Below are 21,222 nucleotides of genomic sequence, written 5' to 3' on the forward strand. Positions count from 1 at the left end.
CTCTCCCTACTCACAGAAACGTTCATCGCCGGCCGACCGCCTCGCACACGAAGTCCAGCAGCGCCTCGTCGCCGTCGCGCCGGCCGTACGCGCCCGCCGCCCGACCCATCGCGGCGAGCCGCTGCGGGTCACGGGCGAGCGGGATCACCGTACGCTCGATCCACTCCGGGGTGAGCTCGGCATTGTCCACGAGCAGGCCGCCACCCGACTCCACCACGGGCAGGGCGTTGCGCTTCTGCTCCTGGTTGCTGTGCGGGTACGGCACGTAGATGGCCGGCATGCCGATCGCGGTGGTCTCGGCGACCGTGATCGCGCCGCCGCGGCACAGCATGAGGTCGGCGGCGGCGTAGCCGAGCTGCATGTCGGACAGGTACGGCACCACCACGTACGGCACCGGCAGGTCGCTGGGCACCTCGAACGGGTCGTTGCGGCCGCCCTGCACGTGCAGCACCTGGATGCCGGAGTGGGTGATCTTCTTGGCCGCCTCGGCGACCGCCAGGTTGATGGTGCGCGCGCCGGAGGAGCCGCCGGAAACGAACAGCACCGGCAGGTCGGGACGCAGGCCGAAGTGCTGCAGGGCCTGCGGGCGCAAGGCGGCGCGGTCCATCCGGGCGATCGCCGTGCGCAGCGGCACCCCGACCACGCGGGCGTCGCGCAGCGACTCGGCGGCCTTGGGCTGGCTCGGGAACCCCACCGCGATGTTCTTGGTGAACTTCATGCCCATCCGGTTGGCGACTCCCGGCGGCACGTTGACCTCGTGGATGACGATCGGCAGCTCGCGCCGCCACGCCGCCAGGTACGCCGGCACCGACACGTACCCGCCGAAGCCGACCACCACGTCGGCCTGCACCTCGTCGAGGATCTTGCCGGCGGCGTGCGCGGACTTGTACATGCGGTCCGGGGTGCGCAGCAGGTTGAGGTTGATCGAGCGCGGCAGCTGGAACGCCGGGATGACGCGCAGGTCGTAGCCGGCGGGCGGGATGAGGTCGTTCTCCATCCCCTTCGGGCTGCCGAGGGTGGTGATCCGCACCTCGGGGAAGTGGCGGCGCAGCGCGTCGGCGAAGGCGAGCAGCGGGTAGATGTGACCGCCGGTGCCTCCTCCGGCGAGTACCACCGACCGGAGCGAACCCATCACCCTCTCCTAACACCCCCCTTGCTCACAGGTGCCCGGTTCCCAGGGCGCGACGGACCCGGCCGCCGCGGCGGGGGGAGCGGCGGCAGCGGGGCCCAGAGTAGCCGTACCCATCGGGCGGGCGGACGGGCGTGCAGGGCCCGCGCCGCGTCGGGCTCCGCGCGGGCGAACGAGGCCAGGATGCCGACCCCGGCCATCGTCACGACGAGGGCGCTGCCACCTGCGGAGATGAGCGGCAGCGGCACGCCGGTCAGCGGCAGCAGGCCGATCACGCCGCCCATGTTGATCACGGCCTGGGCGACGAGCCAGGTGGTGATGCCGGTCGCGGCGAGGCGGCGGAACGGGTCGTCGACGCGGCGCGCGATCCGGAACCCGGTGTACGCGAGCACGGCGAACAGGATCGCGATGACCATGCAGCCGACCACGCCCAGTTCCTCGGCGACCACGGCGTAGATGAAGTCGTTGTCGGCGGCCGGCAGCCAGTTCCACTTGAGCGCGCCCTTGCCGAGGCCCACCCCGAACCAGCCGCCCTCGTAGATCGCCGACTTGGCCTGCAGCATCTGGTAGCAGTAGCCGAGGTTGCAGTTCTTCGGCATGTCCAGCCACATGGTGATGCGCAGCAGCCGGTAGTTCGGGGCGTCGGTCGAACCGGAGCCCGCACCGCGCGAGGCCGCGGCGATGAGCAGCCCGACGCCGGCCAGGCCCAGCACGCCGAGCGCGGCGAACACCCGCGTCCGCACGCCCGCGGCCCACAGCAGGCCGATGATCAGCGCCAGCAGCACCAGCATCGTGCCCAGGTCGTTGTAGCCGACGAGCACGAACAGCACGCCCACGACCGGGAACAGCGGCATCGACAGCTCGCGCCAGTAGCCCAGGTCGGCGCCCTTGCGCGCGATGATGTCGGCGCCCCAGAGCACCACGCCGAACTTGACGAACTCCGACGGCTGCAGGCCGATGGGACCGATGTACAGCCAGAGCAGGTCAGCCGTGACCGGGCCGAGGCTGACCGCGCCGGTCTTCGACGGGGTGAGGATGCCGACCGCGCCCATGGCCATCAGCAGGTCGAGCACGCAGAGCAGCACCACCGCGATGCCGAGGATCCAGACGCCGAAGAAGCGCAGGGTCGCGGCGGGCAGGCGCTGGCACACCCAGAACCCGATCAGGCCGATCACCGCGAAGACCAGCTGGTTGCTCACGGCGGTGAAGGCGTTGCCGGATTCCTCGTACGCCTTGACGCTGGTCGCCGAGAACACCATGGTCAGCCCGATCAGCAGCAGCAGGCCGGAGCTGGCGATCAGCAGGTAGTACGAGGACAGCGGCCGGGCCAGCAGGCCGTGCACCGCGGGCAGGAGCTGCTGGCTGAGCGTCTTCGGGCGTACCGGCGGCGGCGCGGGTTGCACGGTGGCGGCCGGTGACACCGTCACCGTGGTCCGGGACTCAGGCTTCTCCTCCACCATGACCACCATCATGGTGGCGCGACACGCCAGCCCTCGGTTCCGGCGTGGCGTGTCGCGGGAGATCTATCCCATGACCCGCAGGAAGTCGCTGTAGAACAGCCCCAGGCCGATCGCCACGCAGATGCCGGCGACGATCCAGAACCGCACCACGATGTTGACCTCGCTCCAGCCCGCGAGCTCGAAATGGTGCTGCAGCGGCGACATCCGGAAGACCCGTTTGCCGGTGGTCTTGAACGAGATGATCTGGATCACCACGGACATCGTGATGATGACGAAGAGCCCGCCGATGATGATCGACAGCAGCGTGGTGCGGGTCGCCATGGCGAGGCCGCCGATGAGCCCGCCCAGCCCCAGCGCGCCGGTGTCGCCCATGAAGATCCGCGCCGGCGAGGTGTTCCACCACAGGAAGCCCACGCAGGCGCCGGCCGCGGCCGCGGCGATCAGCGCGATCTCCAACGGGTCCCGGACCTCGTAGCAGTAGTCGCCGGTGTAGTTGATGTCACCGCACCAGTGCCTGTACTGCCAGAAACCGATCAGCGCGTACGTCCCCAGCACCAGGATCGAGGCGCCGGTCGCCAGCCCGTCGAGGCCGTCGGTGAGGTTCACGCCGTTCGACATCGACATGATGACGAAGACGAACACGATGACCGAGCCGACCTTGCCGACGTCGAGCAGGCTGATGTCGCGGATGAACGAGATGTGCTCGCTCGCCACGGTCTGGCCGTTGGTGCTGGGCACGTACAGCGCCGCCACGCCCAGGCCGCCACCGACGAGCAGCTGGCCGAGCAGCTTGCCCTTCGCGCTCAGGCCGCCGGAGTGCCGCTTGCGCACCTTGAGGAAGTCGTCGAGGAAGCCGACCGCGCCGCAGAAGACGAACAGCCCGAGCAGCACCAGCGCGGTCATCGTCGGCTGGACCTGGGCGATCTGCTGCGACGGCAGCGTGGTCAGCGCGACGTGCCCGGCCACGTACGCCAGCACCGTCGCGACGATGAACGCCACGCCGCCCATCGTGGGCGTGCCCTTCTTGCCCTGGTGGCTGGCCGGTCCGACCGCGCGGATCGGCTGACCGGCCTTCAGCGCGGTGAACACGCGGATGGCGACCGGGGTGCCGAACAGCGAGATGATGAACGCGACCGCGGCCGCGACGATGACTGCCCTCACGGGCCAACCTCCTCGGCGGCCTCCGCGCGCAGCGCGTCGGCCACCTCCCACGTGCGGTAACGCGAACCCTTGACGAGCACGACGTCGCCCGGGCGCAGATCGCCCAGCACGGCGGCGATGGCGGCCGCCTGGTCCGCGGCGGCGATGGGCTCGCCCTTCCATTCCTGCACGGCCGCGGCCCCGTCCAGGACCGGGGCAGCCTCGGCGACCGCGACGAGCCGGTCCACGCCCAGCTCGGCGGCGAGCCGGCCGACGTCGCGGTGGCCGGACTCCTCGTACTCGCCGAGCTCGGCCATGAAGCCCAGCACGGCGACCGTACGCCGGCCCTCCCCCATCGCGGCGAGCGCGCGCAGGGCGGCCGCCGTCGACGACGGGTTGGCGTTGTACGAGTCGTCGATGACCGTGACCCCGTCCGGGCGGTCGAAGACGTCCATGCGCCGGCTGGAGACGATGCCCACCTCGCCGAGCGCGGCGGCGACCGCGCCGACCGGCATCCCGGCCTCGAGCGCGACGGCCGCGGCGGCGAGCGTGTTGGCCACCTGGTGCCGGCCGGTCACGGCGAGCCGTACGGGCGCGGTGCTCCCGTCCGGGGCCACCAGCGTGTACGCCGCCCGCCCCCGCTCGTCGAGCCGCACGTCCGTGGCGCGCACGTCCGCCCGCTCCGACTCACCGGTGAACACGACGCGGGCCCGCGTGCGCGAAGCCATCGCCGAGACCAGCTCGTCGTCGGCGTTGAGCACGGCGAGCCCGTCGGCCGGCAGGCTCTCGACCAGCTCGCCCTTCGCCCGCGCGGTGCCCTCGACCGACCCGAACTCGCCGATGTGCGCGGCGCCGACGTTGAGCACCACGCCGATCCGCGGGGCCGCGATGCCGGCCAGGTACGCGATGTGCCCGATCCCCCGGGCGCCCATCTCGAGCACCAGGAACCGCGTGCCGGTCGTCGCCTTCAGCACCGTGTAGGGGAACCCGAGCTCGTTGTTGAGCGACCCCGCGGGCGCCACCGTCTCGCCGAGCCGGGCGAGCAGTTGCCCGATGTAGTCCTTGGTCGTGGTCTTGCCGGACGAGCCGGTGAGCCCCACGACGGTCAGCTCGGGCAGCCGCCCCACCACGACGTGCGCGAGCTTCGCCAGCGCGGCGAGCGGGTCGTCGGCGACCACGCCCGGCTGACCGGTGTCGCGGCTGCCGAGCACGCCGGCGGCACCGGCCGCGACAGCCCTGGCGGCGTAGTCGTGGCCGTCCACCTTCTCGCCCGCGAAGGCGACGAAGAGCCCGCCGGGCAGCAGCGCGCGCGAGTCGTACTCCACCGGGCCGGTGACGGTCGCGTCCGGGCCGGCGTTGACGAGGCGCCCTCCGGTGACCGCGGCGATCTCGTCGAGCGTCATGCGGATCAAGCGGCACCGCCCGGGCGTACGGCCAGCGCGGCGGCGAGCTCGATCCGGTCGTCGAACGGCAGCACCTCGCCGTTCACCTCCTGGCCCCGTTCGTGTCCCTTGCCGAGGACGGCCACGACGTCGCCGGCGCCGGCCAGCCGTACCGCCTCGTCGACGGCGGCCCGGCGGCCCGCCACCTCGATGATCTTCGCCGGCGCACCGGCCTGCTCCGCGCCCTGCCGCACCGCGGCACGCACCGCCGCGGGGTCCTCGGTTCGCGGGTTGTCGTCGGTGACGACCACCAGGTCGGCGCCGCGGGCCGCGGCGGCGCCCATCAGCGGCCGTTTGCCCTTGTCCCGGTCGCCGCCGGCGCCGATCACGCAGACCAGCCGGCCGCCGCGGGCCGTGGCCAGCTCGCGCAGCGCCGTCAGAGCGGCCACGATCGCGTCCGGCTTGTGCGCGTAGTCGACGACACCGAGCACGTCGCCCGGCGACTCCACCCGCTCCAGCCGGCCCGGCACCCCCGGGCACGCCGCGATGCCGTCCGCGGCCACCTGCGGGTCGATGCCGGCGGCGGTCAGCGCGGCGAGGGCGAGCAGCGCGTTCGCCACGTTGTGCCGGCCGGGCAGCGCCACCCCGGCGCGTACGTCGCCGGCCGGCCCACGGGCGGTGAACCGCTGCCCGAAGGCGTCGCCGGCGACCTCGGCCGCCGACCAGGTGGCCGAGGTGTCACCCGCGGCCGAGTAGTCGATGGTGTCCGGCTTGTACAGCGGCTTGAGCGCCGGGTCGTCGGCGTTGAGCACCTCGAAACGGCAGCGGCCGTCGAAGAGCTTCGCCTTGGCCGCGAAGTAGTCGTCGGCGTCGGCGTGGAAGTCGAGGTGGTCGAGACCGAAGTTGGTGTAGCCGCCGACCGTGAACCGCACCCCGCCGACGCGGCCCATGGCCAGGGCGTGGCTCGACACCTCCATCACCACGGCCTGCACGCCGCGCTCGACGGCGGCCGCGAGGATCGCGTGCAGGTCGGTGGCCTCCGGCGTGGTGCGGACGCTGTCCACCACGAGGTCGCCCAGCCGGGTCTCGACCGTGCCGATCAGCCCGGTGGTCAGCCCCGCCGCCCGCAGCCCCGACTCCACGAGGTACGCCGTCGAGGTCTTGCCCGCGGTGCCGGTGAGCCCGATGACGGTCAGCGACGCCGTGGGGTCTCCGTAGATCGCCGAGGCGGCCACGCCGAGCACGGCACGTGGCTCCGGGACGACGAGCACCGGAAGCCCCGCGGCCTCCGCGGCTGCGGCGCCGGCCGGGTCGGTCAGCACGGCGGCGGCGCCGGCCTGCGCGGCGGCGGCCACGAACTCGGCGCCGTGCCGGCGGGCACCCGGCAGGGCGGCGTACAGGTCTCCGGGGTGGACCTCGCCGCTGGCGTGGGTCACCCCCGTGACCTCGCCGTCCGTGCCGGGGGCCGGCGCGCCGACGAGCGGCGCGAGGTCGGCCAGCCGGTACGGCCGGACGGTCTGGGGACGAGGAATGCCGGACACGGCGTCAGACCCTACCCGGTGACCCGGCCCGTGCTGCGAACGCCATCCGGCGGCGTCAGTCCTTCCACTCGAACGTCGGCGGCGGGGTACCGGACGGCGGCACACGGTAGTGGAGCAGCGCCGAGCCCATCATCTTGCTGAACGCCGGCGCGGCCACGACGCCGCCGGTGCCGTCGGGCACGTCGGCGAAGACCCCGACGACGAAGCGCGGGTTCTCGGCCGGCGCCATGCCGATGAAGGAACCCGCGTTGTGGCTGGTGTACTGCCCGTCGACGAGCATCTTGCCGGTGCCGGTCTTGCCGGAGACGCGGTAGCCCTCGACCTTCGCGCGGGTGCCGGTGGCGCCCTTCGCGTCGACCACGGCCTCCATCATCTCGCGCAGGTCGCGGGCGGTCTGCGGGCTGAGCACCTCGTGGGTCTCCGGCGGCGCGGGCGTGGTCACCATGCCGTCCCGGCCGGAGATCGTGGACCGGATGAGGTGCGGCTGGATGTAGACGCCGTCGTTGGCGATGGCCGCGTACCCGGCCGCCATCTGCAGCAGGGTCGCGTCGACGCTGTGGCCGATCGGCACCGAACCCCACGCCGAGCCGCTCCACTCGTCCGGGCTGAGCAGCCGCCCGGTCGCCTCGCCGGGCATGCCCTCGTTGGTGGCCCGGCCCAGGCCGAACTTCTGCTGGTACTCGTACAGCTTGTCCTTGCCGAGCTTCTGCCCGATCCGGATCGTGCCGACGTTCGACGAGTACGCCAGCACCTGCGGGATGCTCAGCTTCGTACCGTTCGGGAAGGGGTGGTCGTCCTTGAACGGCGTGCCGCCCAGCATCAGCGCGCGGCCGACGGTGATCTGGGAGTTCTTGCCGATGACGCCTTCCTGCAGGGCCGCACCGATCGTGAACGCCTTGTGCGTCGAGCCCGGGTCGGAGATGACGCTGGAGACGGCGTCCACCCGCTCCGTCGGCTTGAAGTCGAACGGCTTCTGCGCGTTGTACGTCGGGTAGCTGGCCTGCGCCAGGACCTCGCCGGTACGGGCGTCCAGCACGATCGCGCCGGCCACCGTGGCCTGCACCTTCTTCATCTGCTGGGTGAGGTAGCGCTGCACCTCGAACTGCAGGTCCCGGTCGATGGTGAGCTGGATCGACGAGCCGGGCGCGGCCGGGGTCTCCCGGTGGTAGCCGCCGGGGATCTCCTTGGCGAGGTCGCCCTGGCCCACCTCGTAGACCTTCTCGCCGTCGGTGCCGCGCAGCAGCTCGTCGTAGCGCGCCTCGATGCCTTCCAGGCCGGTGTGGTCCTCGCCGGTGAAGCCGATCAGGTTGGCCGCCAGGTCGGCGCCGGGGACGTCCCGGCGCTCGTCGCGGCCGGAGCCGATGCCGGGCAGGTTGAGACCCTTGATCCGGTCGGCGACGGCGATGTCGACGCCGCGGGCCAGGTACTCGAACTGGGACGCGCCGCCGCCGGGCCGCTTCTTCTTCGCCATCAGCTGGAGCAGTTTGGACTGTGGCACGCCGAGCAGCGGCGACAGGCGCGCGGCGGTGGCGACCGGGTCCTTGACCATCTCGGGGTCGGCGTAGATGTAACGGGCCTCGACGCTGTGCGCCAGCACGGCCCCCGACCGGTCGAGGATGCTGCCGCGCGGCGCGGGCAGCACGACCCGGGTCTGCCGCCACTCCAGCACGTTCTGCGCGTCCGCCGGCGGGTCGCCGACCTGCAGCACCACGAGGCGCACCCCGATCGCCACGAACAGGGACAGCGCGAGAACGGTGCCCAGCCGCAGCCGCCTGGTGCTGTTGGCCAGCTTCGGCGGCTCGGCGGGCAGGACCGGCCCGGGACGCCGGGTGCCGGGCCTGGCGGCGCCGGGCCGTCCGCCCGGGTCGCGTCGTGGCCCGGGCGCTGCCGCGACGCGGCGTTCGCGTCCGGGCCGCCCGGCGGTTTCGGTACGCGGCGCAGCACCGCGCCGTGGGCTGGCGGTGGACCGGGTACGCCCGGCACCCGCGGTCACGCGTGTCGGCTCACCACGCCCGGCCTGCACCCGTCCGCGCGGCTCGTCGCGCCCGCCCTGCTCGCGGCCTTTGCGCGCCCGGCTCTCCCGGGCGTCGTCGTCACGCCGGCGCTCGCGTGCCCCGCGCGGCTCGGCCTGCGCGTCGCGGTCCCGGCCGCGCCGCGGCTGCGGCGGCTCCTCCTCGGCGTCCCGGCGACGCTCACGGGGCGGACGGCCGCCGTCGAGAACCTGCAGCGCGGGGCGGAACGGGTCGCTCGTACGCCCGCTGCGGGGCGACCGGGTGCGCTGGTCGCCCTCGCGCACCGTACGGCCCCGCGGCGTGTACGCCCGCGCGTCGCCGATCCCCCCGAAGCCCCGGCCGCGCTCGTCGTCGGCGCCGGAAGCCTGCTCGCGTGCAGAAGCGCCGCGCCGGGGCTCCTGGCCCCGGCGCGGCGTCTCGTCCGAACGCGGTGGCACCGCGCTACTGCCCTGTCACCGGGGACGTGCCCGTCCCCGTGGCCGTCTGGCCCGTCCCCGTCGCGGTCTGACCGGTCGCCGTCTGACCCGTCGCCTGACCCGTCGTCTGTCCGGTCGCCGTCTGGCCTGCCGTCGTGCCCTGCCGGGTCGCCGCCCCGGTCACGTCCTGGGTGGTCGCGTCCTGGGTGGCCTTCGCCCGCTGCACCGCCGCGGCCGACTCCTGCGGGTCCTGCGCGGTCACCGCCGGCTCACCGCTGCCCGGCTTCGGCACGCCGAAGACCTTGCCGTCGGGAAGCCGGATGTACGCCGGCGAGTCCGCCCTGACCAGCCCGAGCCGGCGGGCGGCCGCGTCCAGGCTGCCGGGCATGTTGTTGGCGGCGATCTCGTTCTCCAGCGCCTGCTGCCGCGCGTCCAGATCGGACTGCCGCTTCTGCAGCGAGTCGAGCTGGAACGAGTTCTCCGCCGTCTTCGTGTTGATCATCAGGATGCCCAGCACACCGGCCACCACCACCGCCACCACCAGCGCGATGAACGGCGCCCGCGGGGCGTTGATCGGTGCGGGCGGCGCGACCCGCAGGCGCGGCGTCGCGACCGTGTCCCGCTGCTGCTCGGCGTCGAGCTTCAGCGCGGTGGTGCCCTGGACGGGGAACTGGCGCGCCCCCCGCGCCGCCCCCTTCGTGCCGACCGGCGTACGCCGGCCCTTCTGCGGCTGCTCCGCGGTCCGGCCCCCCGACCGCGGCGCTGCCGACATGCGCTCGCTCAATGCCCCTCCCCCTCCTGGTGTTCCCCCGGGCGTCGCCGCCCTCGTCCCCCGTGCGTGGCAGACATCCGGGGCCGTTCGCGGGCGGCCCCTCGTGCCTGGTCCTGCTCGTCGATCCGTTCCGCCGCGCGCAGCTTCACCGAAGCCGCCCGCGGGTTCTCCGCGACCTCCGCCGCCGTCGGCGGCTCCGATCCGCGGGTCAGCAGCCGCAGGCTCGGTCCCGTCCCCGGCAGCTCGACCGGCAGGTCGACCGGACCGGTGCTGCGCGCCCTCTCGGCCAGGGCGCGCTTGACGATCCGGTCCTCCAATGATTGATACGACATCACCACAAGGCGCCCTTTCGGGGCCAACAAGTCCAAAGCAGCCGGTACCGCGGACTCGAGCGCGGCGAGCTCCGCATTTACCTCAATACGTAGCGCCTGAAACGTTCTTTTCGCGGGATTTCCACCCGTTCGCCGCGCGGCGGCCGGGATGGCGTCCCGGACCAGGTCGGCGAGCCGCGCCGAGGAGACGATCCGCCCCTTCGCCCGCTCCCGGACGATCGCCGAGACGATGCGCTGCGCGAACTTCTCCTCGCCGTACTGCCGGAGGATGCGGACGAGCTCGCCGGGCTCGTACCCGTTGACGACCTCCTCCGCGGTGATCCCGCGGGACTGGTCCATCCGCATGTCCAGCGGCGCGTCCTTCGCGTACGCGAAGCCCCGGTCCGCCTCGTCCAGCTGCAGCGACGAGACGCCCAGGTCGAACAGCCCACTGTGGAACGCGGGGTAGCCCAGGTCCGCGAGGACCTCCGGCAGCTCGTCGTACACCGCGTGCACCAGGTGCGTGCGGCCGGCGAACCGTTCGAGCCGGCGCCGCGAGTGCGCGAGCGCCTCGAGGTCGCGGTCGAGTCCGACGAGGACGGTGTCGGGGTGCCGTTCCAGCACCGCCTCGGCGTGCCCGCCGAGCCCGAGCGTGAAGTCGACGTGGACCGCCCCCCGGCGATCCAGCGCGGGGGCGAGCAGCTCGAGACAGCGCTCGAGCAGCACCGGCACGTGCGTGCCGCGCAGCTCCCCCATGTCGACCCCCATCGCCCCGCTCTTTCCCGCGCGCTACGCGGCCGTTCGTTCCCGATCGGCGTCCGGTCGTCTTCCGTACCGCCAGATCCCCATCCGCTCGTGCCCGGGTGCCAAGCGGGCGCGCCGCATTCGGACTCACGCCTGGCGCCGGGGAAGAGGCGCCAGGAGCGGGAGCGGCTGGAGATCTCGCAGTACGGCGGCAGCGACGTCCGGACCACCAAGGCGGCCGGCAGCTCGCACTACAGTCCGCCGGGCAGCACCCCCTCCTCGATGTCGGCGAACTCGTCCTCGCTCGCCGAGAGGTACTGCTCCCAGGACTGCTTGTCCCAGATCTCCACCCGCGTGCTCGCGCCGATCACCACGAGCTCGCGGTCGAGCGTCGCGTACTCGCGCAGGTGCACCGGGATGGTGACCCGGCCCTGCTTGTCGGGGATCTCGTCGTGCGCGCTGGCGAAGAACACCCGGCTGTAGGCCCGGGCGGCCTTGTTGGTGACCGGCTGGTCGCGAAGCTGCCCGGCGATGCGCTGGAACTCCGGCATCGGGAACACGTACAGACAGCGTTCCTGTCCCTTGGTGATCACGACACCTCCCGCCAGCTCGTCCCGGAACTTCGCCGGAAGGATCAGCCGGCCCTTGTCGTCCAGGCGCGGGGTGTGTGTGCCGAGGAACATCGGCCAACCCCCCTGCCCAGTGGCGGTTCGCGGTCCGCCGGTTCGCTCGGGCCGGCAGGTCCACTCCGGCCCTGCCACTGCGCTCCACTCTACTCCACTTCCCTCCACCCGCAACCGGAATCGGCCCGTCCGCGAACCGGATTCGCGGATGAAAGCGCACGTCAGAGGCGGTGGGCCGAAGTGGAGGGCGCAGCCGCCCCGATCAAGGTCCACTTTCCGACACGGGGCGCAACGGGGTCGAAATCTCCCCTGAAATCGGGTCTATCCCGCGGCCGGAAGGGCTCCCGGGAGGGAAGTGGAGGGGCCGGGGGGCGCGAAGTGGAGGGCATCCGGGCAGTGCCGTCAAGGAGAACGGGCAGAAGATCACACCGCGGTTCCGGCCATGTCCGCCGGCGTCGGGGGTGCCCCACGGTGCGGAGACGACAGTAGGGCGCGACCCGCACCGGGTCGCGCCCTACTGAACTGTCGTCCTGCTTGCCTACCTCAGCGTACCGACGTGCGTCAGACCATTCGCCGGACGACGTAGTTGCTGCTGTAGACCTTCTGCTTCTTCACCGAGGAACCGGTGTGCGGCGCGGCCCACATGTAGCCGCCACCCGCGTAGATGCCCACGTGGGTGCCGTACGAGCCGGACCGGAAGACGAGCAGGTCGCCCGCCTTCTTCTTGCTCTTGCTGACCGACGAGCCGTACCGCTGCTGCGAGTTGGCCTTGTGCGGCAGCTTCTTGCCGGCGGCCTTGCGGTACACGTACATCGTGTAGCCGGAGCAGTCGAAGCGCTTGGGGCCCGACGCGCCGAAGCGGTACGGGGCGCCCTTGTGCCTCTTGGCCTCGGCGAGGATCTTCGCGCCGCTGGCCTTGACCTTGATCTTGACGGCCTTGGTGGCGGCCGGGGTCAGGCCCTTGGTGCCGGTGTAGTACGTGCGGTACCAGGACGAGGTGCCGGGCTTCGTGGTGAAGCTGACCGTCCCGGTCCTCGTCCGCTTGGTCTGCCAGGTCTTCCACTTGCCGTTGATCTTCGACTGCAGACGGACCGACCCGTAGACGACCTTCTTGCCGTTCTTCGGGTCGATCAGCTTGGTCGTGACCTTGACCGACGACCCCCACGCGACCGTCCGCTTGCTGTACTTGACGGTCTGCTTGGGCTTGACGGACTTGACCGCTGCCGCCGTGGTGACCGGAGCGGCGGACGCTGCCGGCGTCGCGACCAGCTGGCCGGCGCAGAGGCAGAGACCCAGGGACAGTGCGACGGTTCCGGTGCCGACGGACGTGCGGCGGCCACGGCTCGAACTGCGTTCGTGCACGGTAGAGATATCCCTCCGGCACGCCTGCGAGGTTAGCTGTCGGGTTCGGGCGGGAAGGTGTGCCCGGCCGCTCAGGTGGCGGCTTCACCCCAAGGTCGTGCGGGCCGAGGTGGCTCGCAGCGGACCGGAATTGGGTCCCCCGTCCCTGCCCCCATATGCCTTTGTGGTTGTTCACGTGCTGTGTGGTCGCACCTGGCAGGCCGGGGCAGGGCTCGGCGTGGCCAGCCTGGTACGAGCGGCGAGCGGGCGCTCACCGGCCCACCCTGCCTACCCGATTTTCCGGCCGACCGTCAGCCCGTGGTTCGTCACTCTCCGTGTTTGGCACGAAAGACCGTGTCCGTTTTGTGACTGGCACGTGACAAATGCCGATACGGAAAGCGGTCAGACGATCACGAAACGTCGAAGGTTACGGGTGAATCAGAACACACAAAAAGCCGTGGCCGGGCAGTTCCCGGACGCGGGGAAGGTCGGGCGAATGCCTCCCCAAACGTCCCCACCGGCGCAAACTCGGCACCGGACGACCGACCGGGCTCCCCCTTTCGGCGGAACCGGCTCCCCCACGGCGGGCCGTTGTCCACAGCCCACCCGGCGCCACTCGACGTAGTGTCCGTTTCCGGTACCCTCGTGTCCCGTGACGGACGGGAAGATGCCCCTGCGGGCCAAGGTTGCGAGTTCCGTGTCGCGCACGGCCGCCGCGCTCTCACGCGCGGCCGGTCGCGGCGACGGCTCTGTGATCGGCGGCTGGATCGGCCTGAAGATCGATCCTGACCTGCTGCGCAACCTCGCCTCCGGGCGGGCGATCGCACTCGTCTCGGGCACCAACGGCAAGACCACGACGACCCGGTTCGCCGCCGCCGCGCTCGGCGTGCTCGGGCCGGTCGCCACCAACTCCTTCGGCGCCAACATGCCCACCGGGCACACCTCCGCGCTGGCGAAGGCGGGCGCGACCCCGTTCGCCGTGCTCGAGGTCGACGAGCACTATCTGGCCCGCGTGATCGACGAGACGACCCCACGCGTCGTGGCCCTGCTCAACCTCTCCCGCGACCAGCTCGACCGGGCCAAGGAGGTGGCGATGATGGCGCAGCTGTGGCGCACCGCCCTCGCCGCCCACCCGGACGTGCACGTCGTGGCCAACGCCGACGACCCGATGGTGGTCTGGTCCGCGGTCGGCGCCGGCCACGTCACCTGGTTCAGCGCCGGGCAGCGGTGGACCGACGACTCGTGGGTCTGCCCCGAGTGCGGCGCCCCCATCAACCGGGCCCAGGGCGACTGGTGGTGCACCGGCTGCACGCTGCGCCGCCCCCAGGCCCAGTGGACCGTCGAGGACGAGGGCGTCGTCGACCCCCGCGGCGACTGGCACCTGGTCAAACTCCAACTGCCCGGGCAGGTCAACCTGGGCAACGCGGCCACCGCGCTGGCCCTGGCCGCGGAATTCGGCGTACGCCCGATAGAGGCCGTCCCCCGCCTGGCGAGCGTGGCCTCCGTGGCCGGCCGCTACGCGCAGGTCGAGCGTGACGGGCGCACCATCCGGCTGCTGCTGGCCAAGAACCCGGCGAGCTGGCTGGAGGCGTTCGACATGGCCGAGGAGGCGCCGACGCTGCTCTCGATCAACGCCCGGGACCCCGACGGCTTCGACACCTCCTGGCTCTACGACGTCGACTTCTCGCCGCTGCGCGGACGCCCCGTGCTGATCACCGGCGACCGCGCCTTCGACCTCGCCGTACGCCTGGAAGTGAACGAAGTGCCGTTCCGGCACGTGCATACCTTCGACGAGGCGATCCAGGCCACTCCGCCCGGACGGCTCGAGGTGATCGCCAACTACACGGCGTTCCAGGACATCCGAGCGGAGTTGGACCGTGTCAACTGAGCTTCCCCGCGGCGGAAAACCGAGGAAAAACCATGACTGAGAGCGTCCTCCGGATCGTCTGGATCTATCCGGACCTGCTGTCGACGTACGGCGACCGCGGCAACATGCTCATCCTGGCCCGTCGTGCCGCCCTGCGTGGCATCCCGGTGGAGAGCTACCAGGTGCGCTCCGACCAGGCGATGCCCTCGACCGCCGACATCTACCTCATCGGCGGCGGCGAGGACGGCCCGCAGGCCCTGGCAGCCCAGCGCCTGATCGCCGACGGCGGCCTGCACCGGGCGGTCGCCCAGGGCGCGGCGGTGCTCGCGGTGTGCGCCGGTTACCAGCTCTTCGGTCGATCGTTCTACGCCAAGGGAGCCCAGTGCGCCGGGCTCGACCTGCTCGACATCTCCTCGGACCGCGGCGAGACCCGCGCGGTCGGCGAGGTGCGCGGCGACATCGACCCGCGGCTGGGACTCCCGCCGCTGACCGGCTTCGAGAACCACGGCGGCCGCACCCACCTCGGCCCGGGCGTCGCACCGCTGGCCCGGGTCACCGCCGGCATCGGCAACGACGGCCACACCGAGGGCGCGTGGCACGGGAAGATCCTCGGCACGTACGCGCACGGCCCGGCGCTCGCCCGCAACCCAGATATAGCCGATCTGCTCCTGCGCTGGGCGATCGGCGCGGATAGTCTTGCACCTCTCGACGACACCTGGGCCGACCGGCTCCGAGGCGAACGGCTCGCCGCCGCAAGCGCCTGACCTGCACTTTCCTGGACCGACGAGACCAAGGGGCGGTACGCCTGCATGACTGACACCCTGATCGCCCCGCGGGGCGTGCACATCTCCCCCGCGGACCCTCAGGCCAGCCAGCAGAACCCGGACACGCCGGCGGGCGCCGAGCTCGAGCACGCCCCGATGGGGTGGCGCCGGCGGGCCCTGCGCTTCGGTGTCCTCACCTCCGTCGTCGCCGTCCTGGGCGGCGCCGCAGCGCTGTTGCCCCTGCAGTCGATCGCCGATTCCGTCCTCGCGCTCGGCCCGGCCGCCGCGGTCGCGATCGCCGTGGTGGGCGGCCTGCTCCTCTCGGTGCTGGTGCCACGCACGGCCATCACCCTGGCGTGCGGCGCCCTGCTCGGCCCGGCGACCGGCGCGGCCACCGCCCTCGCCGCCGCCGTGATCGCGGCCATCGCGACCTACTACGCGGGCCGCTGGGCGGGCCGCGGCGCGCTCGGCGCCAAGAACGGCAGCCGCCTCAAGCGCCTCGACGGCTGGCTCAACCGCCGCGGCCTGGCGGCGGTCCTGCTGGTCCGCTTCCTGCCGCTGGCCCCCTACGGCCTCATCGGCTACGCGTACGGCACGACGTCGGTCTGCCGCAAGCGCTACCTCCTGGGCACCACGCTCGCCGCCATCCCGTCGGCGGTCTCGTACGCGGTCATCGGCGCGGCCGTGGCCTCCCCCGGCTCCCTGAACCCGGTCACGCTGGCCCCGGCCCTGATCGGCTTCGCCCTCACGACGACAATCGTCCTCCGCTGGCGCCTCGCCGCCCGCCGCGCCGGCGCCGCGACCCCGGCCCCCACGGCCGCCTGACCGGCCGGCCACCACCACCTGCCCCCGGCCGGCCACGACCTGACCCCGGCCGGTCACCGCCTGAATGGCCCGGCCGCCTGAGTGGGCGCCGCCGCCTGGTCGGCCCCCAGCTGACCGGATCCCCCACCTGACCAGCCCGCCGCCTGACCAGCCCGGCCGCCTGACCAGCCCGGCCGCCTGACCAGCCCGGCCGCCTGACCAGCCCGGCCGCCTGACCGGCCGCCACCTGACCTGCCGCCGCCTGACCGGCGCCCGGCCGCCGCAGCCGTTCCGGGAGCAATTGCGCTCGTCCACTCGCCTTCGCGGCCGTCTGACGGACTCGCCGCTGCGGCCTGAACGTCCGCGCCCCGGTGGGTGGCGGCCTCGACCCGCGCCCTCGGACGGTCCATCGCGCACATACCCGGCCGAACGCCCAGCCGGACGTCGCTCGGCCCGGGTTTGCTCGGTCCGAGACCGCCCGGCCCGAGACCGCCCGGCCCGAGACCGCCCGGCCGGACACCGCTCAGCCCGGCCGGACATCGTTCGGGCGAGCGATTCCCCTTGTCGTCAGGCGAGCGCCGCGAGGTCGGTGAAGTAGTCCGGGTAGGTTTTCGCGACGCAGCCCGGGTCCTGGATCTCGATGCCCGGCGTCCGCAGCCCCAGCAGCGCCATGCTCATCGCCATCCGGTGGTCCTCGTACGTGGCGAAGCGGGTCGGCCGCGGCTGCCCCGGGTGGATCGTGAACCCGTCCTCGTCCTCGACCGCGTCGATGCCGGCCCGGCGCAGTTCGGTGACGACCGCGGCGAGACGGTCGGTCTCCTTCTTCCTGATGAAGCCGATGCCGCGCACGCGGGTCGGGGTGTCGGCATACACCGCGACCGCGGCGAGCGTCTGGGCCGTGTCCGAGATGTCGGCCATGTCGACATCGACGCCGTGCAGCCGGCCGGCCGAGCTGACCGTCACCGAGTCCGCCGTGCGTGACACCGTGGCGCCCATCTGCTCCAGCACGTCGGCGAAGCGTACGTCGCCCTGCAGGCTGCCGGTGCCCAGCCCCGCGACCGTCACCCGGCCGCCCGCCACGGCGGCCGCGCCGAGGAAGTAGGAGGCGGCGCTGGCGTCCGGTTCGACGGCGTAGCGGGTGGGGCGGTAGCCGCCCGGGGGCACGACCAGGCCGTCGACGGTCACCCCGAACGCCGCCATCACGGCCTTGGTCATCTCCACGTACGGCACCGAGACGAGCGGCGAGGTCACCGACACGGACAGACCCCGTGCCATCAGCGGGCCCGCCATGAGCAGCCCGGAGAGGAACTGGCTGGAGATGTGCCCGCTGACCTCGACCGGGCCGCCGCGCAGCGGGCCGCGTACGGCCGCGGGCAGGTAGCCGGGCCGGTCCAGCTCCTCGACCACCGCGCCGGCGTCGCGCAGCGCGGCCAGGACCGGGCCGAACGGGCGGGCGCGCAGCTGGGCGGAGCCGTCCACGACCGTACGGCCGGACAGCAGCGCCGCCGCGGGCAGGATGAACCGGGACGTGGTGCCGGACTGCCGCGCGTCGATCATCCCGGCCGTGGCGGCCGCTCGCGCGTCGATGCCGGTGACGGTGACCGTACGCGTGGCCTCGTCGGCCTCGACCCGCGCGCCGAGTGCGGCGACCGCGGACATCATGGCCCGGGTGTCGTCGGCGAAGAGCACGCCGGTCAGCACCGAGGCGCCAGGGGTGAGCGCGGCGCAGATCAGCGCCCGGTTGGTGATGCTCTTCGAGCCGGGCGGGCGCACCGTGGCGTCCAGGGGCGCGGTCAGCGGGGCGACGGGCAGCACGTCCGGAAGATCAGGCACGAGGTCATTCTGACGCCGCGGGGCCCGCCACGATCACTCGCGGCGGGCCCCGTTCCAGCAGGTGGTACCTCAGACGACGACGCTGACCAGCCGGCCCGGTACCACGATCACCTTGCGCGGCTCGCGGCCCGCCAGCGCGTCGGCGACGGCGTCCAGCGCGGCCGCGCGTACGGCATCCTCGGCCGTGTCCGGCGCGACCTCGACGCGGCCGCGGACCTTGCCGTTGATCTGCACCGGGTAGGTCACGGACTCGGCGACCAGCTGGGCCGGGTCGGCGACCGGGAAGTCCGCGTACGCGCACGTGCCGTCGTGGCCCAGCTTGCGCCACAGCTCCTCGGCCAGGTGCGGGGCGAACGGCGACATCATCAGCACCAGCGGCTCGATCGCCTCGCGCGACGTCGTCTGCAGCGGCGTCAGCGTGTTGGTCAGCTGGATCAGCTTGGCGATGGCCGTGTTGAAGCGCAGCTCGTCCATGTCCTCGCGGACGCCGGCGATCGTCTGGTGCAGCGCCCGGCGGGTCTTCGGGTCCAGCGGCGTGTCGGTGACCCGGATCGCGCCGGTCTCCTCGTCCACGATCAGCCGCCAGACCCGCTGCAGGAACCGCTGGGAGCCGACCACCGCCCGGGTCTCCCACGGGCGGGACACGTCCAGCGGGCCCATCGCCATCTCGTACACGCGGAACGTGTCGGCGCCGTATTGCTCGCTCATCTCGTCCGGCGTGACGACGTTCTTCAGCGACTTGCCCATCTTGCCGTACGACCGGGTGACCTGCTTGTCGCCGTAGTAGTACGCGCCGTCGCGCTCGACGACCTCCTCGGCGGGCACGTAGAAGCCGCGCTCGTCCTGGTACGCGTACGCCTGGATGTAGCCCTGGTTGAACAGCTTGCGGAACGGCTCGAAGGACGAGACGTGGCCCAGGTCGTACAGCACCTTGTGCCAGAAGCGCGCGTACAGCAGGTGCAGCACCGCGTGCTCCACGCCGCCGACGTACAGGTCGACGCCGCCCGGGTCGCCCGGACGCTGCGGACCCATCCAGTACGCCTCGTTCTGCGGGTCGACCAGCACCTTGTCGTTGTGCGGGTCCAGGTAGCGCAGCTCGTACCAGCACGAACCGGCCCACTGCGGCATGGTGTTGGTCTCGCGGGTGTACGTCTTCAGCCCGTCGCCCAGGTCCAGCTCGACGTTGACCCAGTCCTTCTTGCGCGACAGCGGCGTCTCCGGCTCGCTGTCGGCGTCGTCCGGGTCGAACGTCCGCGGCGAGAAGTCGTCGACCTCGGGCAGCTCCACGGGCAGCATCGACTCGGGCAGCGCGACCGGCAGGCCCGTCTCGTCGTACACGATCGGGAAGGGTTCGCCCCAGTAGCGCTGCCGGCTGAACAGCCAGTCGCGCAGCCGGAACGTGGTCGCGCCGCGACCGTGGCCCTTCTCCTCCAGCCAGGCGATCATCGACGCCTTGGCGTCGGTGACCCCCTTGCCGTTCAGGAAGTCGCTGTTGATCACGGCGCCGTCGCCGGTGTACGCCCCGTCGAAGCCCTCGGGGGTCTCGATGGTGCGCACGATCGGCAGATCGAACGTCTGCGCGAAGTCCCAGTCCCGCTCGTCGTGGCCGGGCACCGCCATGATCGCGCCGGTGCCGTAGCCGGCCAGCACGTAGTCGGCGATGAAGACGGGGACCTTCGCCCCGTTGACCGGATTGGTGGCGAACGCACCGGTGAAGACGCCGGTCTTCACCTTGGCGTCGGTCCGCTCCTCCTCGGTCTTGGCCGCGGCAGCTGCCCGATATGCCCGGACAGCCTCCGCCGGGCCCGCCGCGCCGCCGGTCCATGCCGGGTTCGTCCCCTCGGGCCAGGCGGCCGGGACGATCGAGTCGACCAGCGTGTGCTCGGGCGCCAGCACCATGTACGTCGCGCCGAACAGGGTGTCGGGGCGCGTGGTGAAGACCGAGACGACGTCGTCGCCGTCCAGCGGGAAGTCGACGTGCGCGCCCCGCGAACGGCCGATCCAGTTGCGCTGCATCAGCTTGACCGGCTCCGGCCAGTCCAGCGCGTCCAGGTCGTCGACCAGGCGGTCGCCGTACGCGGTGATCCGCATCATCCACTGCTTCAGCGAGCGCTGGAAGACCGGGTAGTTGCCGCGCTCGCTGCGCCCGTCCGGGGTGACCTCCTCGTTGGCCAGCACGGTGCCCAGCCCCGGGCACCAGTTGACCGGCGCCTCGCTGACGTACGCCAGCCGGAAGCCGTCGACGACCTTGCGCCGCTCGACGGCCGGCAGCTGCGACCAGGCGCGGCCGCCGGGGACCTCGCGGGTGCCGGCCTCGAACTCGGCGATCAGGTCGTCGATCGGGCGGGCCTTGCGCAGGTCCGGGTCGAACCACGAGTTGAAGACCTGCAGGAAGATCCACTGGGTCCAGCGGTAGTAGTCCGGGTCCGTGGTGGAGAAGCTGCGGCGGTTGTCGTACGCCAGCCCCAGCCGGCGCAGCTGCCCGCGGTAGCGCTCGATGTTGGCCTCGGTGGTGGAGCGCGGGTGCGTGCCGGTCTGCACCGCATACTGCTCGGCGGGCAGGCCGAAGGCGTCGAAGCCCATCGGGTGCAGCACGTTGTAGCCGGCCATGCGCTTGTACCGGGTGTACGAGTCGGTGCCGATGTAACCCAGCGGGTGCCCCACGTGCAGTCCGGAACCCGACGGGTACGGGAACATGTCCTGCACGTGCAGCTTGGGCGCGCCCGCGCCCGCGCGCGGGTGCGTGGGGTCCGCCAGCTCGCCGGTCGGGTTCGGCGCGTTGAAGGTGCCGTTGTCGGCCCAGTACGCCTGCCAGCGGGGCTCGATCTCCGCGGCCATCGCGGCCGTGTACCGGTACGGCGGGATGTCCGCGTTGGTCTCGGACTCGCTCATCGTCACCATCTCGTTCTCGTCGTCGTGGCCGGCCTTGGGCATAAGAGGGCACAAAAAAGCCCCCTTCGGCAGGAGGGGGCGCCGCGCTTGTCGTCGTCCTCGGGACGACGGCGCGGCTAGCTAAGAAGCAGGAAGGCGCGGGCCATATCGGCATGATACTCGCCCCGCTCCGGGCGCGGCGACCGGTATCA

General features: G+C 72.4%; 14 protein-coding genes, 1 pseudogene and 1 riboswitch. Of the genes and pseudogenes, 3 read left to right on the forward strand and 12 right to left on the reverse strand.

What is annotated here, in order from left to right:
- Nucleotides 1–22: 22 nt before the first annotated feature.
- The 10 genes and pseudogenes from murG to COUCH_RS29715 form a co-directional block, all read right to left on the reverse strand.
- Complete coding sequence (murG, locus tag COUCH_RS29670) at nt 23–1,132, reverse strand: undecaprenyldiphospho-muramoylpentapeptide beta-N-acetylglucosaminyltransferase (protein WP_249608507.1); 1,110 nt, start codon at nt 1,130–1,132, stop codon at nt 23–25.
- Complete coding sequence (locus tag COUCH_RS29675; RefSeq protein ID WP_249608508.1) at nt 1,132–2,589, reverse strand: FtsW/RodA/SpoVE family cell cycle protein; 1,458 nt, start codon at nt 2,587–2,589, stop codon at nt 1,132–1,134. The genes murG and COUCH_RS29675 overlap by 1 nt, the downstream gene beginning before the upstream one ends.
- A gap of 63 nt (nt 2,590–2,652) precedes the next feature.
- Nucleotides 2,653–3,750, reverse strand: a complete 1,098-nt coding sequence (mraY, locus tag COUCH_RS29680; protein ID WP_199514351.1) for a phospho-N-acetylmuramoyl-pentapeptide-transferase — start codon at nt 3,748–3,750, stop codon at nt 2,653–2,655.
- Nucleotides 3,747–5,141 (reverse strand): UDP-N-acetylmuramoyl-tripeptide--D-alanyl-D-alanine ligase, encoded by a 1,395-nt coding sequence (locus COUCH_RS29685; protein WP_249608509.1) that lies wholly within the window; start codon nt 5,139–5,141, stop codon nt 3,747–3,749. The genes mraY and COUCH_RS29685 overlap by 4 nt, the downstream gene beginning before the upstream one ends.
- Nucleotides 5,138–6,652, reverse strand: coding sequence for a UDP-N-acetylmuramoyl-L-alanyl-D-glutamate--2,6-diaminopimelate ligase (locus COUCH_RS29690; RefSeq protein ID WP_249608510.1), 1,515 nt, complete (start codon nt 6,650–6,652; stop codon nt 5,138–5,140). The genes COUCH_RS29685 and COUCH_RS29690 overlap by 4 nt, the downstream gene beginning before the upstream one ends.
- 55 nt (nt 6,653–6,707) lie before the next feature.
- Nucleotides 6,708–9,101 (reverse strand): penicillin-binding transpeptidase domain-containing protein, encoded by a 2,394-nt coding sequence (locus tag COUCH_RS29695; RefSeq protein WP_249608511.1) that lies wholly within the window; start codon nt 9,099–9,101, stop codon nt 6,708–6,710.
- A gap of 247 nt (nt 9,102–9,348) precedes the next feature.
- Nucleotides 9,349–9,852, reverse strand: a pseudogene (locus COUCH_RS29700) (hypothetical protein); the annotation flags it as partial.
- Between the two features lie 8 nt (nt 9,853–9,860).
- Nucleotides 9,861–10,931, reverse strand: a complete 1,071-nt coding sequence (gene rsmH, locus COUCH_RS29705; RefSeq protein ID WP_249608512.1) for a 16S rRNA (cytosine(1402)-N(4))-methyltransferase RsmH — start codon at nt 10,929–10,931, stop codon at nt 9,861–9,863.
- Nucleotides 10,932–11,158: 227 nt separating this feature from the next.
- On the reverse strand, nt 11,159–11,590 hold the full coding sequence (gene mraZ, locus COUCH_RS29710) for a division/cell wall cluster transcriptional repressor MraZ (protein ID WP_249608513.1): 432 nt from the start codon (nt 11,588–11,590) through the stop codon (nt 11,159–11,161).
- 501 nt (nt 11,591–12,091) lie between these two features.
- Nucleotides 12,092–12,892, reverse strand: coding sequence for a C40 family peptidase (locus COUCH_RS29715; RefSeq protein WP_249608514.1), 801 nt, complete (start codon nt 12,890–12,892; stop codon nt 12,092–12,094).
- Between the two features lie 6 nt (nt 12,893–12,898).
- A riboswitch (cyclic di-AMP (ydaO/yuaA leader) is annotated at nt 12,899–13,068 on the reverse strand.
- A 470-nt stretch (nt 13,069–13,538) separates the two neighbouring features.
- Between COUCH_RS29715 and COUCH_RS29720 the strand changes: the two genes are divergently transcribed.
- Genes COUCH_RS29720 through COUCH_RS29730 form a run of 3 tightly spaced genes read left to right on the forward strand, consistent with a single transcriptional unit; the run spans nt 13,539 to nt 16,327 of the window.
- Nucleotides 13,539–14,759 carry a Mur ligase family protein gene (locus tag COUCH_RS29720; protein WP_249613845.1) on the forward strand — a complete coding sequence of 407 codons (1,221 nt, stop codon included), beginning with the start codon at nt 13,539–13,541 and terminating at the stop codon, nt 14,757–14,759.
- Between the two features lie 32 nt (nt 14,760–14,791).
- Complete coding sequence (locus COUCH_RS29725; RefSeq protein WP_249608515.1) at nt 14,792–15,502, forward strand: type 1 glutamine amidotransferase; 711 nt, start codon at nt 14,792–14,794, stop codon at nt 15,500–15,502.
- A gap of 45 nt (nt 15,503–15,547) precedes the next feature.
- Nucleotides 15,548–16,327, forward strand: a complete 780-nt coding sequence (locus tag COUCH_RS29730; protein WP_249608516.1) for a TVP38/TMEM64 family protein — start codon at nt 15,548–15,550, stop codon at nt 16,325–16,327.
- A 546-nt stretch (nt 16,328–16,873) separates the two neighbouring features.
- Here COUCH_RS29730 and aroA read toward each other — a convergent pair.
- Together aroA and leuS are read right to left on the reverse strand one after the other, a co-directional pair.
- On the reverse strand, nt 16,874–18,139 hold the full coding sequence (gene aroA / locus COUCH_RS29735) for a 3-phosphoshikimate 1-carboxyvinyltransferase (protein WP_249608517.1): 1,266 nt from the start codon (nt 18,137–18,139) through the stop codon (nt 16,874–16,876).
- A 69-nt stretch (nt 18,140–18,208) separates the two neighbouring features.
- Nucleotides 18,209–21,040: a leucine--tRNA ligase gene (gene leuS, locus COUCH_RS29740; RefSeq protein WP_430641007.1), complete on the reverse strand. Its 2,832-nt coding sequence runs from the start codon at nt 21,038–21,040 to the stop codon at nt 18,209–18,211.
- Nucleotides 21,041–21,222 lie beyond the last annotated feature (182 nt).

This window comes from Couchioplanes caeruleus (assembly GCF_023499255.1).
GTDB classification, from domain to species: domain Bacteria; phylum Actinomycetota; class Actinomycetes; order Mycobacteriales; family Micromonosporaceae; genus Actinoplanes; species Actinoplanes caeruleus_A.

What these genes read in the sequence shown, in the direction of transcription:
- COUCH_RS29675 (WP_249608508.1), bottom strand. Translation starts at nt 2,589, where the DNA reads ATGGTGGAGGAGAAGCCTGAGTCCCGGACCACGGTGACGGTGTCACCG.
- leuS (WP_430641007.1), bottom strand. Translation starts at nt 21,040, where the DNA reads ATGGTGACGATGAGCGAGTCCGAGACCAACGCGGACATCCCGCCGTAC.
- COUCH_RS29720 (WP_249613845.1), top strand. Translation starts at nt 13,539, where the DNA reads ATGCCCCTGCGGGCCAAGGTTGCGAGTTCCGTGTCGCGCACGGCCGCC.
- mraZ (WP_249608513.1), bottom strand. Translation starts at nt 11,590, where the DNA reads ATGTTCCTCGGCACACACACCCCGCGCCTGGACGACAAGGGCCGGCTG.
- rsmH (WP_249608512.1), bottom strand. Translation starts at nt 10,931, where the DNA reads ATGGGGGTCGACATGGGGGAGCTGCGCGGCACGCACGTGCCGGTGCTG.
- COUCH_RS29725 (WP_249608515.1), top strand. Translation starts at nt 14,792, where the DNA reads ATGACTGAGAGCGTCCTCCGGATCGTCTGGATCTATCCGGACCTGCTG.
- COUCH_RS29730 (WP_249608516.1), top strand. Translation starts at nt 15,548, where the DNA reads ATGACTGACACCCTGATCGCCCCGCGGGGCGTGCACATCTCCCCCGCG.
- murG (WP_249608507.1), bottom strand. Translation starts at nt 1,132, where the DNA reads ATGGGTTCGCTCCGGTCGGTGGTACTCGCCGGAGGAGGCACCGGCGGT.